This window comes from Paraburkholderia sp. 40 (assembly GCF_050434105.1).
GTDB lineage: Bacteria > Pseudomonadota > Gammaproteobacteria > Burkholderiales > Burkholderiaceae > Paraburkholderia > Paraburkholderia tuberum.
In genome coordinates, this window is record NZ_JBNPVY010000002.1 from 1069125 (window position 1) to 1084232 (window position 15108).

At 66.7% G+C, this 15108-nt stretch carries 13 protein-coding genes; 2 read left to right on the forward strand and 11 right to left on the reverse strand.

Annotated elements, in window-relative coordinates; all coding sequences use genetic code 11:
- Window positions 1-57: 57 nt before the first annotated feature.
- On the forward strand, window positions 58-1386 hold the full coding sequence (locus OKW28_RS06125) for an aspartate aminotransferase family protein (RefSeq protein WP_429444208.1): 1329 nt from the start codon (window positions 58-60) through the stop codon (window positions 1384-1386).
- 100 nt (window positions 1387-1486) lie between these two features.
- On the opposite strand, the gene OKW28_RS06130 is transcribed toward OKW28_RS06125, so the two are convergent.
- Window positions 1487-2011, reverse strand: coding sequence for a DUF6496 domain-containing protein (locus OKW28_RS06130; RefSeq protein ID WP_429444209.1), 525 nt, complete (start codon window positions 2009-2011; stop codon window positions 1487-1489).
- A gap of 195 nt (window positions 2012-2206) precedes the next feature.
- On the opposite strand from OKW28_RS06130, the gene OKW28_RS06135 reads away from it, so the two are divergent.
- Window positions 2207-2458, forward strand: coding sequence for a hypothetical protein (locus OKW28_RS06135; RefSeq protein ID WP_018423554.1), 252 nt, complete (start codon window positions 2207-2209; stop codon window positions 2456-2458).
- 128 nt (window positions 2459-2586) lie between these two features.
- On the opposite strand, the gene OKW28_RS06140 is transcribed toward OKW28_RS06135, so the two are convergent.
- From OKW28_RS06140 to OKW28_RS06185, 10 genes are all read right to left on the reverse strand, one after another.
- Complete coding sequence (locus tag OKW28_RS06140; protein ID WP_429444210.1) at window positions 2587-3795, reverse strand: ABC transporter substrate-binding protein; 1209 nt, start codon at window positions 3793-3795, stop codon at window positions 2587-2589.
- Window positions 3796-3898: 103 nt separating this feature from the next.
- Window positions 3899-7546, reverse strand: a complete 3648-nt coding sequence (locus OKW28_RS06145; RefSeq protein ID WP_429444211.1) for a molybdopterin cofactor-binding domain-containing protein — start codon at window positions 7544-7546, stop codon at window positions 3899-3901.
- Entirely contained in the window at window positions 7543-8049 is a 507-nt protein-coding gene (locus OKW28_RS06150) for a (2Fe-2S)-binding protein (protein ID WP_429446866.1), read from the reverse strand. Before OKW28_RS06150 ends, OKW28_RS06145 begins: the two co-directional genes overlap by 4 nt.
- 31 nt (window positions 8050-8080) lie before the next feature.
- Window positions 8081-9280, reverse strand: coding sequence for an amidohydrolase family protein (locus tag OKW28_RS06155; RefSeq protein ID WP_429444212.1), 1200 nt, complete (start codon window positions 9278-9280; stop codon window positions 8081-8083).
- 34 nt (window positions 9281-9314) lie between these two features.
- Window positions 9315-10028 carry an ABC transporter ATP-binding protein gene (locus tag OKW28_RS06160; RefSeq protein WP_429444213.1) on the reverse strand — a complete coding sequence of 238 codons (714 nt, stop codon included), beginning with the start codon at window positions 10026-10028 and terminating at the stop codon, window positions 9315-9317.
- Window positions 10025-10834, reverse strand: coding sequence for an ABC transporter ATP-binding protein (locus OKW28_RS06165; RefSeq protein WP_429444214.1), 810 nt, complete (start codon window positions 10832-10834; stop codon window positions 10025-10027). Before OKW28_RS06165 ends, OKW28_RS06160 begins: the two co-directional genes overlap by 4 nt.
- The gene (locus OKW28_RS06170; protein WP_429444215.1) at window positions 10831-12783 is read right to left on the reverse strand and encodes an ABC transporter permease; all 1953 of its coding nucleotides are present in this window, start codon (window positions 12781-12783) and stop codon (window positions 10831-10833) included. The genes OKW28_RS06165 and OKW28_RS06170 overlap by 4 nt, the downstream gene beginning before the upstream one ends.
- A 173-nt stretch (window positions 12784-12956) precedes the next feature.
- On the reverse strand, window positions 12957-13541 hold the full coding sequence (locus OKW28_RS06175; RefSeq protein ID WP_184024981.1) for an amino acid synthesis family protein: 585 nt from the start codon (window positions 13539-13541) through the stop codon (window positions 12957-12959).
- A gap of 50 nt (window positions 13542-13591) precedes the next feature.
- On the reverse strand, window positions 13592-14182 hold the full coding sequence (locus tag OKW28_RS06180; RefSeq protein WP_429444216.1) for an amino acid synthesis family protein: 591 nt from the start codon (window positions 14180-14182) through the stop codon (window positions 13592-13594).
- The gene (locus OKW28_RS06185) at window positions 14158-15096 is read right to left on the reverse strand and encodes a UPF0280 family protein (RefSeq protein ID WP_429444217.1); all 939 of its coding nucleotides are present in this window, start codon (window positions 15094-15096) and stop codon (window positions 14158-14160) included. Before OKW28_RS06185 ends, OKW28_RS06180 begins: the two co-directional genes overlap by 25 nt.
- Window positions 15097-15108 lie beyond the last annotated feature (12 nt).

The window sequence follows — 15108 nt, forward strand, 5'->3', positions numbered from 1 at the left end:
GAGGGCTACAGTTTGGCTACGCTTAAAGCCCCAACCGCGCCACTTCGAGGAGATGCCATGACTTCGCGCCCCGTCATCGACGATCTGTCGTCCTTCTGGATGCCCTTCACCGCCAACCGCCAGTTCAAGGCCGCGCCGCGCCTGCTGGAATCGGCGAAGGGCATGTACTACCGAAGCACCGACGGGCGCGAGATTCTCGACGGTTGCGCCGGGCTGTGGTGCGTGAACGCCGGCCATGGCCGCGATGAAATCATCGCCGCGATCACGCAGCAGCTGTCGACGCTCGACTTCGCGCCGACCTTCCAGATGGGCCACCCGCTTGCGTTCGAAGCGGCGAAGAAGGTTGCCGAGCTGATGCCGGAAGGGCTCGATCGCATCTTCTTCACGAACTCGGGCTCCGAATCGGTCGACACCGCGCTGAAAATCGCGCTCGCCTACCATCGCGCGCGCGGCGAAGGCCAGCGCACGCGTCTGATCGGCCGCGAGCGCGGCTATCACGGCGTCGGTTTCGGCGGGATTTCGGTCGGCGGTATCGCGCCGAATCGCAAGACGTTTTCGGGGGCGCTGTTGCCGGCGGTCGATCATCTGCCGCACACGCACAACCTCGAACACAACGCGTTCTCGAAGGGCCAGCCCGCATGGGGCGCGCATCTGGCAGAGGAGCTGGAGCGCATCGTCGCGCTGCACGACGCTTCGACGATCGCCGCGGTGATCGTCGAACCGGTGGCCGGCTCGACCGGCGTGCTGGTTCCGCCGCAAGGCTATCTGCAGAAGCTGCGCGAGATCTGCACGAAGCACGGCATCCTGCTGATCTTCGACGAGGTGATCACGGGCTTTGGCCGCCTCGGCAAGGCGACCGCGAGCGAACACTTCGGCGTCACGCCGGACCTGATCACGCTGGCGAAGGCGATCAACAACGCGTCGATTCCGATGGGCGCGGTCGCGGCGAGCCGCACGATCCACGACACGGTCGTGGGTAGCGGCGCGCCGGGCGCGATCGAGCTGTTTCACGGCTACACGTACTCGGCGCATCCGGCGGCTGCCGCGGCCGCGATCGCGACGCTCGATCTGTACCGCCGCGATCAGCTGTTCGAGCGCGCGGCCAGCCTCGCGCCGACGTTCGAAGCCGGCGCGCATGGGCTGCGCAGCGCGAAGCACGTGAAGGACGTGCGCAACCTCGGCCTCGTCGCGGGCATCGAGCTCGAATCGCGCGACGGAGCGCCGGGCGCGCGCGCCTACGAGGCGTTCGTCAAATGCTTCGAGGCAGGCGTGCTGATCCGTTTCACCGGCGACATCCTCGCGTTCTCGCCGCCGCTGATCATCGACGAAGAGCAGATCGCGCGGCTCTTCCGCATCGTTGGCGAGGTGCTGGCGACGGTGCAGTAAAAAGGCGCGCAAGCGCGCCACCAGGCGACGACGAAAGAGCGGCGGCACGCGCATGCGTGCGCCGCTCTTTTTTATTGCTGCCGCTTTGCGAGCCGCAAGCTCAGTGATGCGCGCGCGACGCCCGCGTTTGCGCGGCCTTTTTCGCGGCAGCGGAGCGTCCAGCCGCGCCCTTCGTCGCAGCGGCCTTTTTGGCTGCGGCCGAGCGGCTCGCGGCTGGCCGCTTGGCCGCCGCCGACTTCGCCTGCTTCGACATCGCCGCCGACGACGCCCCGGCCGTGCTCTCGCGCTTGAGCACGCTCTCCGACACACGCGAGCGTTTCGCGCTCGACTCCTTGCTCGCACTCTTCTTCGCGGCGCCTTCGTGCTTGCCCGCCGCGCTGTCCTTCTGCGCTTTCTTGCGGGTCGCCTCGCTCGTGGCGCCCTTCTTCGGCGGCTTTACGTCGACGCCCGCGCGCCGCGCCTCGGACAGCCCGATCGCGATCGCCTGCTTCGGCGAGCGCACGCCGTGCTTGCCGGCGCGGACCTTGTCCACCTGTTCCTTGACGAACTCTCCCGCTTGAGTACTCGCTGATTTGCCGGCGCGTTTATCGGCCTCGGCACGCTTCAAGGTTTTCTGCTCTGGCATGACGGTTCTCCGGTTGTGGGTGAGTCTCTATCATTGAGCAACGAGCGTGCCGGAGCGCCCATCCGCGCCATGGTCCGGCGGCGGTTGCGCGGCGGGACTCGCGTGCGTCGGCGGGACGGCGTATGGTTGTGGACATGGGACGGGAGTAAGCGCCGAAGCGCTAACTCAAATCGGCCGCCTTGCATGGAGACAGCCATGAAGATAGTTACGGTTCGCGCTGGCACACATATCGAGGGCGTGCACTGGATCGCCGAGTACGTCGAAGACGTCCACGAAATTCGCGTGTTCCGCGAGGGGCAGGAAGTGGACGTGCACAACGCGCCGTCCACACTGTTCGGCGATGAAGAAAACGCGGGCTCGAAAAACACCGCCGATCATCGCGCGATGGAAGCGGCCGTGCTCGCTTATCTGAAGCGCTTCGTCACGGAGCACGACGCGGAAGAGTAGGTTTCGCCGACGCCAACCGCCGTTTTCAAAGCCGCCCGCTCGTGGCAAAAACCGCTGCGGACGTGCATTCACCAACACTCGCGCGGCCATTGCGCGGCAGTCACGACGGACCGCCGCGCGCCACGTCCTCAATCCGCCGGGCGCAGTTTCTTCACCTCGGCGTCCGATGGCTGCACGCTCGCGCCATCCACATAGCGGTACGACGTCATCACACCCTTGCCGTCCTTCACGCCGGTCACGCCGACATACGCGCCCATCGTCGACTGATTGTCCTGCGCGCGGTACATGATCGGGCCGAATGGCGTCTGCACGTTGAGCCCCTTGAACGCGGCGGCGAGTTTGTCCGGATCGGTCGAACCCGCCTTCTTGATGCCGTCCGCGATCGACATCAGCGCTGAATAGCCGACCACCGAGCCCAGCCGCGGATAGTCGTGATATTTCGCCTGATACGTGTCGACGAACTGCTTGTTCGCGGCCGTATCGATCGAATACCACGGGTAGCCGGTCACGATCCAGCCGGTCGGCGCTTCGGCGCCGAGCGGATCGAGGTAGTCGGGCTCGCCGGTCAGCAGCGACACCACAGCGCGGTCCTTGAAGAGCCCGCGCGTATTGCCCTCGCGCACGAACTTGCCGAGGTCGGCGCCAAACAGCACGTTAAAGATCGCGTCGGGCTTCGCGTCGGCGATCGCCTGGGTCACGGCGCCCGCGTCGACGTTGCCGAGCGGCGTCGCCTGTTCGACGACGAACTGCACGTCCGGCTGCGCGGCCGTCAGCAGCTTCTTGAAGGTCGCCACCGCCGATTGCCCGTACTCGTAGTTCGGATACACGATCGCCCAGCGCTTCTTCTTCAGCTTCGCGGCCTCGGGCACCAGCATAGCGACCTGCATGTAGGTCGAAGGACGCAGACGGTACGTGTATTTATTGCCATCGGCCCAGACGATCTTGTCGGTCAGCGGTTCGGCCGCGAGGAAGAAGATCTTCTTCTGCTTCGCGAAGTCGGCGAGCGCGAGGCCGGTGTTCGACAGGAAGCCGCCGAACAGCAGCTGCACCTGCTCGCGCGCGATCAGTTCCTGGGCGACGCGGATCGTGTCGCCGGGGTTGCCGCTGTCGTCGCGCGAAATAACTTCGAGCTGCTTGCCGAGCACGCCACCCGCCGCGTTCACCTGCTCGAGTGCGAGATTCCAGCCTTGCTTGTAAGGCCCGAGAAAGGCGGGCTGCGCCTTGTAGCTATTGATCTCACCGATCTTGATGGTCTGCTGTGCGCTCGCGCTGAGCGCGGCAAACGAGCACACGGTCGACACCATGAGGCGAGAGATCCATCCTGCGCGCGTGGTCATGCGTTTCTCCGTTATCAGAAGGAATGGTGGTTTTAGTCAGACATGCGAACGTGCGGACGTGCAAGCGCGCGGACCTGCGCACCTTCGGACGACGGCTGGCGGCTCATTGCTCGCGCGGTTCCGCGCGGATTCTGGCCACGTTCGCGGCGACGTCCTGCCATGCCGGCTTGCCGCCCGCGAACTGCGCGCGCAGGAACGACACGAGCTCGGCGACCTGGGCGTCGTTGAAACTGTCGCGGTAAGCCGGCATCGTACCGAGTTCGGGCCGCGCAGGCGAGCCGATGCCGTCGAGAATCACGCGAATCAGGTTGTCCGGCGTCGCGCCGTGCAGGTTCGTGTTCAGCGCAAGCGACGGACGTGCGCCGAACAACTGAGGTCCGCTGCCCGCGTGATGGCACGCGGCGCACGCGCCGTCGAAAAGCCGCGCACCCGCCGTGACCGGCGCGCCCGTCATCGCGCTGGCCCGCTCGTATTCGCGCGCGGTCGCGGCCGGATCGGCGTTCGGTTCCAGCGGATTGAGCGACGCGAGATAGACGGCCATCGCGCGGATATCGCTGTCGGGCAGCGCCGCGAGATCGCCGATCACCGGCGCCATCGGCCCGGCCGCGACGCCGTGCAACGGCGCGTGACCGTCGCGCAGATAGCGGAACAGTTCGTCCTCGCTCCATGGCACCGGCGCATTCGACAACGCCGACAGCGCGGGCGCTTCCCAGCCCTCGGCGCTGCCTCCGCCCATGAACGCCGCGCCGGTTTTCTCGGCGCCGAACGCGTTGCGCGGCGTGTGGCACGCGCTGCAATGGCCAAGGCCATTCACCAGATACGCGCCGCGATTCCATTGCGCGCTCTGCGCGGGGTTGGCGGCAAACGCGGTGCGGCCAAGAAACAGGCCGTTCCATGCAGCCATCAGCGGACGCACGCTGAAAGGAAACGCGAGCTTCGTTTCGGGCGGCCGGCTGCGCACCGGCGTTTGCGAGATCAGATACGCGTAGAGCGCGTGCAGATCGTCATCGGAAATGTTCTGGAAAGACGTGTACGGAAACGCCGGATACAGCCGATGACCGTCACGGCTGATGCCGTGCCGCATCGCGCGCACGAACGCTTCGAGCGACCAGTGGCCGATCCCGGTCTGGCCGTCGGGCGTGAGGTTGGTGCTGTAGACGATGCCGAACGGGGTCGCGAGCGGCTTGCCGCCGGCGTTCGGCACGCCGTTGTGGGCGGTATGGCAAACCGCGCAATTACCGAGCGACGCGAGCAGCTTGCCGCGCGCGATCAGTTCCGGCGCGAACGCGCTCGCGAGCGGCGGCGTGATCGGCGCAAGCGGCACGCTGGAAACCGATGCGAACGACAGCGCACCAAGCCAGCCGACCACGCCCGCGGCCAACAAGCCGAAAAAGCCGCGCCGCCAGCGCTTTTTCCTGCGCGCCGCCGCCGCGTCTTCCGCCTGCGCGTCGGCGAGCGCGGCGCGGATCTTTTCCGGCGTGAACGGCGGGCGACGGAAACGCACCCCCGTCGCGTCGTACAGCGCATTGGCGATGGCGGCCGCGCCGGGCAGCGACGCCGACTCGCCCGCGCCCATCGGCGGCTCGCCGTGGCGCGGCATCATCACGACGTCGATCACCGGCACTTCGCGGAACGTCAGGATCGGATACGCGCCCCACTCCTGGCTCGTCACCGCGTTGTCGCCGAACCTGACCTGCTCCTTCAGCGCGCGGCTCGTCGTCTGGATCACGTTGCCGTGAATCTGGTGACGCACGCCATCGGGATTGACCATCGTGCCGGTGTCCTGGCCGACCACGACGCGCGTGACCGCCAGTTCGCCGCTGTTGCGATTGACTTCGACGTCGGCGACCCACGCGGACCATGCGGCGCCGAATCCCGGGAATTTGCTGTGCACGTAGCGCGCGTACGCGATGCCGCGGCCGCGCGCGATATTGCCGTCTTCGTCGTCCTCGCCGCGCGTTCTGAACGCGGGTTCGCGCGGTTCCCACCCGGCTTTCGCCGCGACCGCCTTGACGAGGTCGATCGCGCGCGGATCGGTCAGATGCGCGAGGCGGAATTCGACCGGATCGACGCCGGCCTGCTCGGCCAGTTCGTCGATGAACGACTCGTGCGCGAACGTGTTCGGCAACGCGGACACACCGCGCAGCCACGCGGCGCGCACGATCGGCGGCGTGTCGTCGCAGACGATGCGCATGCTGCGATAGTCGTACGGCGGCACGGCCGTGCGGTCGCCCATCTCGAACACCTGCGGCTGCGCGGGAATCGTGCCGGTCAGCAGCAGCGCGAGCGTGGGGGCGTCGTTCGACGGATAGCGCGTCGCAAAGTCGTAGGCGGCCAGTTCGCCTTCGGCGGTGAGCGCGCCGCGCACGTCCATCAGTTGCGCGGCGCCCTTCGGTTCCCACGCGTGTTCGTCCTCGCGCGAGAGCTGCACGCGCACCGGCGCGCCGACCGCGCGCGACAGCAGCGCGGCGTCGGCGGCGACGTCGTCCGCGCAATTGCGTCCGTAGCAGCCCGCCGCATCCATCCGCACGATGTCGATGCGCGCTTCGTCGAGTGTCAGCAATAACGCGAGGTCGGCGCGCAGCGAATGCGGGTTCTGCGTGCCGGACCAGATTTTCAGCTGCGTGTCGTCGCCGTCTCCGTTGCGATAGTCCGCGACCGCGCACGACGGGCCGATCGATGCGTGCATCTGGAACGGCCACACGTAAGTGCGTTCCAACGTGCGCGACGGGTCTTGCGCGAGCGCCGCATCCACGTCGCCTTCGATCACCAGATCGCGCCGCGTCGCCGGATTCGCGCGCAACGCCGCTTCGACCTGCTCGCTCGTGTCGAGCGGCGGCAGGCCATCGACCGTTTTCCATCGCACGTCGAGCCGCTGCGCCGCCTGTTGCGCAATCTCCTCACGCTCGGCGACGATACCGACGAAATCGCGAATCACGACCACCTTGACGATGCCAGGCAAATCGCGAATCGCCGCTTCGTTCACTTCCAGCAGGCTATGCCCGATGAACTCACCCTGCGCGACGCCCGCATAAGGCGGCCGCACCACGCGTCCATGCAGCATGCCGGGCACGCGCACGTCGTGCACGAAGCTCAGCTCACCAGTCGCCTTCGCGGGAATGTCGACACGCGGCGCGCTTTTACCGACGACGCGATACGCGTGCGGCGGTTTCAAAGGTGCATCGTTCGACAGCAGCAGTTCGACACGCTGGCCTTTGATCAGCTCGCCATAGTGAATGCCCTGCGCCGGGTCGCCATCGCGTGGAAACACGCGGCTGTCCTGCACGTCGAGATCGTTCGCGTCTACATTCAGGCGCGCGGCCGCTTGCGCGACCAGATACTGACGCGCTTGCGCCGCCGCCTGCCGCAGCGGCACCGCCGAAATCTGGATCGTCGCGCTCGCGATCGTCGGTCCCTGGTTCGGCGCTTCGCCGGTATGGCCGAGCACGATCGATACACGCGTCAGCGGCACATCGAGTTCTTCCGCGACGATCTGCGCGAGCGCGGTGCCGATGCCGGTGCCCAGGTCGACATGACCGTTGAACGCGACCACGCTGCCATCGTCTCGCACGACCAGAAACAGATCCGCCTCGGTCGGCACGAACGAAGAACGCGAACCCGGCTGGCCGGACGCGGCCTTGACCGGTGCATGCGGCGGCCGCGCGACGAGCAGCACGCTGTGCGCGTCGTACAACTGCCTGCGCGACGGCGTCGCGCCACGACGATCGACGCTGAAGTCCGGCCCGGTCATACGCGCGCTCCGTCGTCCACGTCCGTTTGCGCGTCGAGCAATTGCGCCGCGCGCTGCACCGCGCGCACGATCTCGACATGCGTGCCGCAGCGACACAGATTGCGCGACAGCTCGCGCTGGATCGTCGCGACGGTCGGATGCGGATCGCGATCGAGCAGCGCCTTCGCGGTCATGATCATGCCGTTCAGGCAGTAGCCGCATTGCGCGGCCTGTTCGTCGATGAACGCCTGCTGCACCGCATGCAAGGCGGTGCGCGTGCCGAGCCCTTCGAGCGTCGTGATCTCGCGGCCCAGCGCGACTTCGGCGGTCGTCACGCAGGCGCGCGTCGGCATGCCGTCGAGCAGCACGGTGCAGGCGCCGCATTCGCCGAGACCGCAACCGAACTTCGGCCCGTTCAGCGCGAGATCATTGCGCAACAAGTAGAGCAGCGGTGTCTGCGCCGCCGCGCTGACCACATGCGTCGCGCCGTTCACCTTCAGCACGAGCTGAGCGGCGCGGTTCATCATGATGCGAGCACCCTGTCGCGCCGCGCGTTCACAGCACCACCGGCACTTCGGTCGCGGGCGGCGTATTGCGGCTGCGCCGGCAACGGATCAGACCATCGATCATCACCATCCCCACACCCGGAATATCCCCGAGTTGCACGCTTTCGAGCAGCGTGTCGGCGGCCGTATGCTGCGCGCGGTCCATGAACACGAGATCGGCGGGACGGCCCACCTCGATCAGCCCCTGGCGCAGGTGGCGCTGCCGCGCGGTATTGCCGGTCGCAAAGCAGAACGCGATTTCGGCGGGGACGTCGGCGAGGCTCGAGATCAGCGCGATCATGCGCAGAATACCGAGCGGTTGCACGCCGGAGCCGGCCGGGCTATCGGTGCCGAGAATGATCCGATGCGGGCATTTCAGTTCGATCGCATGGCGCGCGGTCAGCAACGCGATCCGCTCGTTGCCGTTGTGGACGATTTCGAGCGCGCGGCTCGACTGCTCGCACAGATCGCACACGTGCCGATACGACAGCGAGGTATGGCCGCCGTTGACGTGGCCGATCACGTCGGCATCGGCGGCGAGCACCACGTCCCGATCGATCAGGCCGGAGCCCGGAATCGACGGACCGCCCGTGTGAATCGTGCTCTGGATGCCGTACTTGCGGGCCCACGCGACCATCTGCCGCGCTTCCTCGCCGCCCTTCACGCTGCCGAGGCCGACTTCGCCAAGCAGCTTCACGCCGGCTTCGGACAATTCCTTGAAGTCCTGCTCGACCATGCCCTTCTCGATCACCGGCGCGCCCGCCAGCACCTTGACGCCGCCGCCGACGCCGGCCGCGCGCATGCCGTCGAACGAGCGCTGCGCGGTGATCGCGAGCGCCTTCACGCCGAGCACGTCTTTCGGACGGCCAGGCAAATGCACTTCGCCGGCCGAGATCATCGTCGTCACACCGCCGTTCAGATTCGACTCGATCCAGCCGAGCTGATTCTGGCGCGGCGTCCAGTCACCAAACACCGGATGCACGTGCGAGTCGATCAGGCCCGGCGCGACCGTCGTGCCCTTGCAGTCGACCGTCGTGCGCGCGCCTTCGAGATCGCAGTCTTTCTCGCGGCCGACCGCCACGATCACGCCGTCGTCGATCACCAGCGTGTCCGCGTCGAGAATCGGCTGATCGATATCGCCCGACAACAGCAGCCCGATGTTCGTTACTGCGACCTTGCCCGATAAGCCTGTCAACGTCTCTGCCGCCATCTGCCTCTCCTTTCGCCGAGACTACCGGATGAATTCACACGCTCAGATAAGCGCGCCTCACTGTTTCGTTCCGTGCGAGTTCGCCGATCGTGCCGCTGAAACGGATCTGCCCTTTTTCGAGCACATACGCGCGGTCGCTGACCAGCTCGGCGAAGTGCAGATTCTGTTCGGATAACAGAATGGATAGCCCTTCGCGTTTCAGTTCGAGAATCATGTTCGCCATCTGCTCGACGATCACCGGCGCGACGCCTTCGGACGGTTCGTCGAGCAGCACCAGATACGGATTACCCATTAGCGTGCGCGACACGGTCAGCATCTGCTGCTCGCCGCCGCTCATCTGGCCGCCGGGGCGCTTCGGCATTTCGCCGAGATTCGGAAACAGGCGGAACAGCTTGTCGGGCGTCCATTGCGGCGCGCCTTCGCGCGGCGGCTGGCGGCCCGTATCGAGGTTTTCCGTCACCGTCAGGTCCGCGAACACGCGGCGGTCCTCGGGCACGAAACCGACGCCCATGCGCGCGATCTTGTACGGCGCGAGCGCGCTGATGTTCTGGCCGCGAAACGTCACTTCACCGTGGCGGCGCGGCAGCAGTCCCATCACCGCTTTCATCGTCGTCGATTTGCCGGCGCCGTTGCGGCCCATCAGCGCGACTACCTCGCCGCGGCCGACTTCGAGGCCGACGTCGAACAGGATGTGGGCGCGACCGTAGAACGCATTGAGGCCGGAGACTTTCAGCATCGGTTCGCTCATTGCAATGCTCCACGATCCCGCGCGCTGCCTGACGCGTCTTGCAGTGGCGCGTGCGGCCGGAACGTCTTGCCGGTGCCGAAATAGACCTCCTGCACGCGCGCGTCGTTGCGGATCGTGTCGGCGTCGCCTTCGGCGATCAGCTTGCCGCGCGCGAGCACGATCATCCGGTCGGCGTACGCGAATACGACGTCCATGCTGTGTTCGGTGAACAGCACGCCGATCTCGTGTTCGGTCACCAGACGCTTGGTCAACGCCATCAATTCGTTGCGCTCCTTCGGCGCCATGCCGGCGGTCGGTTCGTCCATCAACAGCAGCTTTGGCCGGTTCGCGAGCGCGATCGCAAGCTCGACGCGCTTCACGTCGCCATACGCGAGCACGCCGCACGCGCGCTTCGCGTGCGCGCCCATACCGACCTGTTCGAGCAGCGCGAACGCTTCGTCGGCATGGTGCGAGCCCGCTGGCTTCCAGAGGCCGAAAGTCTTTTTCTCGCGCGAAACCAGCGCCATTTGCACGTTTTCGAGCACCGTCATCGAGTTGAACGTCGCGGCAATCTGGAACGTGCGGCCGACGCCGCGCCGCCAGATATCGCGCGGCCGCATGCCGACGAGTTCATGACCGTCGAGCAGAATCGAACCCGACGACGGCTGCAACTGGCCGTTGACCATGTTGAAACAAGTCGATTTGCCCGCGCCGTTGGGGCCGAGCAGCGCCAGCAGTTGACCCGCTTCGAGATCGAATGAAACGTTATCGACCGCCTTCAGACCTCCGAACGATCTCGACAGACCGCTTACGCGCAGCAGGCTCATAGCCCCTCCTTGACCGCGGCGGCCCGTTGCGACGGCGACGCGGCGCCGCCGTTGGTCTTGTCGGCCTGATCGCCGTTCGCGTCGCCGAAACGCTCGCGAATGAAGCCGACGATACCCTGTGGAAACGCGATCACCAGCAGCAGGATCGCGAGGCCGAGCATCGCCTGCCAGTAGTCGGTCTGTCGCGCGACCGTGTCCTGCAGCCACGTGAACACGGCCGCGCCGACGATCGGCCCGCTCAACGTCTGCAAGCCGCCGAGCAGCACCATCACGAGGCCATCGACCGAGCGGCTCACGCTGATCACTTCGGGCGAGATGTTGCCCTTCGAAAACGCGTACAGCGATCCGGCGAGTCCGCAGAACAACGCCGCGATCACGAACGACGCCCACTGAACCCGCTTCACGTCGATGCCGATCGCCTCGGCGCGTAGCGCGGAATCGCGCGACGCGCGCATCGCATAGCCGAGCGGCGAGAACAGCATGCGGCGCAGCAGCCACACGCCGAGCACCGCGCACGCGAGCGTCAGGTAGTAGAACGCGACCGGCGAAGACAGCCAGTTCGACGGCCATAGACCGAGAATGCCGTTGCTGCCGCCCGTCACGTCGTCCCACTGGAACACGACCGACCAGACGATCTGCGCGAACGCGAGCGTCAGCATCGCCAGATAGACACCAGACAGTCGCACGCAGAACCAGCCGAACACGAGCGCGCCCACCCCCGCGAGCAGCGGCCCGAGCAGCAACGCGGCTTCCATCGGCAGATTCAGCACCTTCAGAAACAGCGCCGCGCCGTAAGCGCCAAGTCCAAAGTACGCGGCATGGCCAAACGAATGCAGGCCGCCCGGACCCATGATGAAATGCAGACTCGCCGCGAACAGCACCGCAATCATGATTTCAACCAGCAGCACCGGCATGTACGGGAACGCGTTGGCCGCGAGCGGCGCCAGAACCAGCACCAGCAACATGAAGGCGGCCAGCCCCTTCAGACGCCTGCCCGCCGGACGCAATGGCGTTTCCGGCGTACCCATCGCGCGCACCGCGGCGCTCGCGCGGCCGAGCAGACCCCAAGGCCGCACCACCAGCACGACCGCCATCACGACGAACTCGGCCACCAGCGTGAAGCGGCTCAGCGATAAACCGACGCCGAAGATCGTCACGTGCCCGATACCGATGCACAGCGCCTTGATCTCGGCGATCAGCAACGCCGCGACGAATGCGCCCGGAATCGAACCCATGCCACCGACCACGACGACCACGAACGCATTGCCGATCGTCTCGAGGTCGAGCGACAGGTTCGCCGACATGCGCGGCCCTTGCAGCGCGCCGCCGAGTCCCGCGAGAAACGCGCCGACGAAGAACACGCCGGTAAACAACCACGCCTGATTGATCCCGAGCGCGCCGAGCATCTCGCGATCCTGCGTCGCGGCGCGCACAAGCGTGCCCCAACGCGTGCGCGTCAACGCGTACCACAGCAGCAGCAAGACGACGGGACCGATCACGATCAGCGCGATGTCGTACGTGGGCAGCGGATGGCCGAGAAAATCGACCGCGCCCGCGAGATGCGGCGCGCGCGGGCCGAACAGATCGTCGGGACCCCAAAGCCATAGCGCGGCGTCGCGAAAGATCAGCACGAGCGCAAACGTGGCGAGCAGATGGAATAACTCCGGCGCCTGATAGATCCGCCGCAACACGACGATTTCGACGAGCGCGCCCAACACCGCGACCGCGAGCGCGGCGGCGAGCACCGACAGCCAGAAGCCGCCCGCCGTGTGGCCAAAGCGGCTCGCGATGCTATACGCGACGTAAATGCCGAACATATAGAACGAGCCGTGCGCAAAGTTGACGATGCGCGTCACGCCGAAGATCAACGACAAACCGGCGGCGACCAGAAACAGCGTCGACGCGTCGGCGAGTCCATTGACCAGTTGTACCAGCAGATTCGAAAGCATCGCGACCCTCGGCAGCTCGCCGATCGGCGCGCGCGCAACATGCGCAGCGGCCCGATCGGCGGACGTTGCAGCGCGGGCGGCACCATGCGCGCCCGCGTCAACGGCAGGACACTACCAGCGAAACAACCCGCAAAACAAGCGACGGCAAACAGGCGGCTGAGAAAAACGATCGCTCAGCGCAGGCCGTCCTCGCCTTTGATCTCGTTCGCCTGCAAGCCGCCGATGCGCGGCAGCGGCCGGCCCGACGCGGTCACCGCGACCGCCACGACGATTTCGTTCGCGCGCGGCGCATCGGCCACGCGCGCCTCGATCGCGTCGAAATGGCTGCGCACGTAGGCGGCGTCCTTGTGGCCGAGCGGCACGTCGATCGCGGTGCCCAGGGTACCGATCTTCTTCGCCGACGGCACCAGCGCCGCGCCCTTTTCGACCGCCGCGCGCAGCGGCGCGCCGAGCTTCGGATGCAGGATCGCGGCGGCATGTTCGAGCTCGCCCGCCTCGCCGACGATCGCCGCCTTGCCGTAGCTTTGCGCCTCCCCGGGCGCGATGCCCAACGCCTCGACGCAGCGCTTGCCGAGCAGCGCGCCGAGTTCCTCGCCAGCTTCGATCAGCGCGTCGAGCTTCGCCTCATAGCGGCCCGCATACGGATTATCGATCACTGCGATCGCGACCGCGCGGCGCGCGGGCGGCTCGACGGTCTGGCCCATTTCGATGCGTGTTTCGTCGACCTGCACGACCAGCTTGCGAAGCCTGATTGCCATTTGCGCTCTCCGAGTTTCGTTGCCTTGCTGTATGGTTGCCGCGCGCCGCTTCAGCGCAAGCCGTCCTTGCCGACGATCGCCTCTTTCGCGAGGCCGCCCACCCGCGCATGCACGCGTTGCCCCGTGCTCATCACGAGGATGTAGACGATCTCGTCGGCGGCGGGCGCGCCGGGCACGCGTACTTCGATCGCATCGAAGTGGCTGCGCACGTAGCTCGCGTTCACATGCGTGAGCGGCACGTCGAGCGCGGTGGACGGCGCGCCGACCTTCTTCGTCGACGGCACGATCGCGTGGGTCGGCACGCCGTGCTTTTCAAGCAGCTCGCGCATCGCGTAGCCGCCGGGCACATGCCATAGCGCGCCGTGCTCGAGTTCGCCGCGCGCGCCGACGATCGCGCCCTTCCCATAGCTTTCGATCGACGCATGCGGCACCGCCATCGCCGTCAGCAGCCGCTGCGCCATCTCGAAGCCGAGCGGCTTCAGCGCTTCCATCGCGTGTTCTATTTTCGGCTCGTAACGGCCCGCGAACGGATTCGTCATCACCGCGGCGATCGCGCCTCGTCTGAGCGGCTGCGCGGGCGCGGGGCCGAACTCGTGGAAGATGTCTTCGACGTGCGTCAGCACGCGGCGTATTTCGAACACGGAGCCTCCGTTGTCAGTGAAGCGCGCGTGGCGGACAACGCGCGTGAATCGTCGATGCCGGTGACCCGCGCCCGTCCTTGCAGGAACAGCGCGGCGCCTTCGATCAAACCCTGGTCGCGCAACCGCTTGGCGACATCGACGCCGCGCGCGAGCGCGAAATCGATCAGCGGCTGCGGCAGACGCGGCACGTCGACGGTCACCAGCAGATCGCCGAGATCGCTATCGTCCTTCAGCGACGACGCCGGACGCCGCACGATTCCCGCATGGTCGAGATCGACCGCGTTCGCGATCATCGTCGCGGCGGCGTCGGCGCTCGCGGCATCGCGCGCGAGCACGGTCACGCTGTCGGCGATGCCGAGACTGAAGCTGCGGCCGCGCCAGCCGCTCGTCGCGACGCCGCGAATCGGCTGCCGAGCGTCGAGCGTCAGATGCGCGTCGAGCGCAGGATCGTGCGCGAAACGCGTGCCCGAAAATTGCGCAAGGTCCGCCAACACGCCCACGCGATACTGCTGCCCCGCCGCGAGGTGCAGCGCGATGTCGCCGCCGTTGTTGATGAACGCACGCGCGATGCCGTCGCGCGCGAACGCGGCGATCAGTTCGTCGGCGACGCTGCCCGCGACCGCCGCCATCGGCGTGATGAAGCTTGAACGATGCGGATGACACGCACGCCACATACGCGTCGCGACCGGCCCTCGAAGCGGGCAATCATGTCGTGCCGCCACAGCGCGCACTGGTTGCCGAAGCACGTTCAATTCCCGGACCAGCTCCTCCAGCACAGGACTGAAGCGCTCCCAGCACGCGTCATATGCGGCACGCACCGCGTCGGGCTCGCCGTCGGCGCCGAGGATCAGGTCGATCGGCCCGTGCTGCCAATGCCAGCGGTGTTCGTCGAGGCGGGTTCGGGTGGAGGTCATCGTGTGATTTTT

What these genes read in the sequence shown, in the direction of transcription:
- OKW28_RS06125 (WP_429444208.1), top strand. Translation starts at nt 58, where the DNA reads ATGACTTCGCGCCCCGTCATCGACGATCTGTCGTCCTTCTGGATGCCC.
- OKW28_RS06130 (WP_429444209.1), bottom strand. Translation starts at nt 2,011, where the DNA reads ATGCCAGAGCAGAAAACCTTGAAGCGTGCCGAGGCCGATAAACGCGCC.
- OKW28_RS06135 (WP_018423554.1), top strand. Translation starts at nt 2,207, where the DNA reads ATGAAGATAGTTACGGTTCGCGCTGGCACACATATCGAGGGCGTGCAC.
- OKW28_RS06140 (WP_429444210.1), bottom strand. Translation starts at nt 3,795, where the DNA reads ATGACCACGCGCGCAGGATGGATCTCTCGCCTCATGGTGTCGACCGTG.
- OKW28_RS06145 (WP_429444211.1), bottom strand. Translation starts at nt 7,546, where the DNA reads ATGACCGGGCCGGACTTCAGCGTCGATCGTCGTGGCGCGACGCCGTCG.
- OKW28_RS06150 (WP_429446866.1), bottom strand. Translation starts at nt 8,049, where the DNA reads ATGAACCGCGCCGCTCAGCTCGTGCTGAAGGTGAACGGCGCGACGCAT.
- OKW28_RS06155 (WP_429444212.1), bottom strand. Translation starts at nt 9,280, where the DNA reads ATGGCGGCAGAGACGTTGACAGGCTTATCGGGCAAGGTCGCAGTAACG.
- OKW28_RS06160 (WP_429444213.1), bottom strand. Translation starts at nt 10,028, where the DNA reads ATGAGCGAACCGATGCTGAAAGTCTCCGGCCTCAATGCGTTCTACGGT.
- OKW28_RS06165 (WP_429444214.1), bottom strand. Translation starts at nt 10,834, where the DNA reads ATGAGCCTGCTGCGCGTAAGCGGTCTGTCGAGATCGTTCGGAGGTCTG.
- OKW28_RS06170 (WP_429444215.1), bottom strand. Translation starts at nt 12,783, where the DNA reads ATGCTTTCGAATCTGCTGGTACAACTGGTCAATGGACTCGCCGACGCG.
- OKW28_RS06175 (WP_184024981.1), bottom strand. Translation starts at nt 13,541, where the DNA reads ATGGCAATCAGGCTTCGCAAGCTGGTCGTGCAGGTCGACGAAACACGC.
- OKW28_RS06185 (WP_429444217.1), bottom strand. Translation starts at nt 15,096, where the DNA reads ATGACCTCCACCCGAACCCGCCTCGACGAACACCGCTGGCATTGGCAG.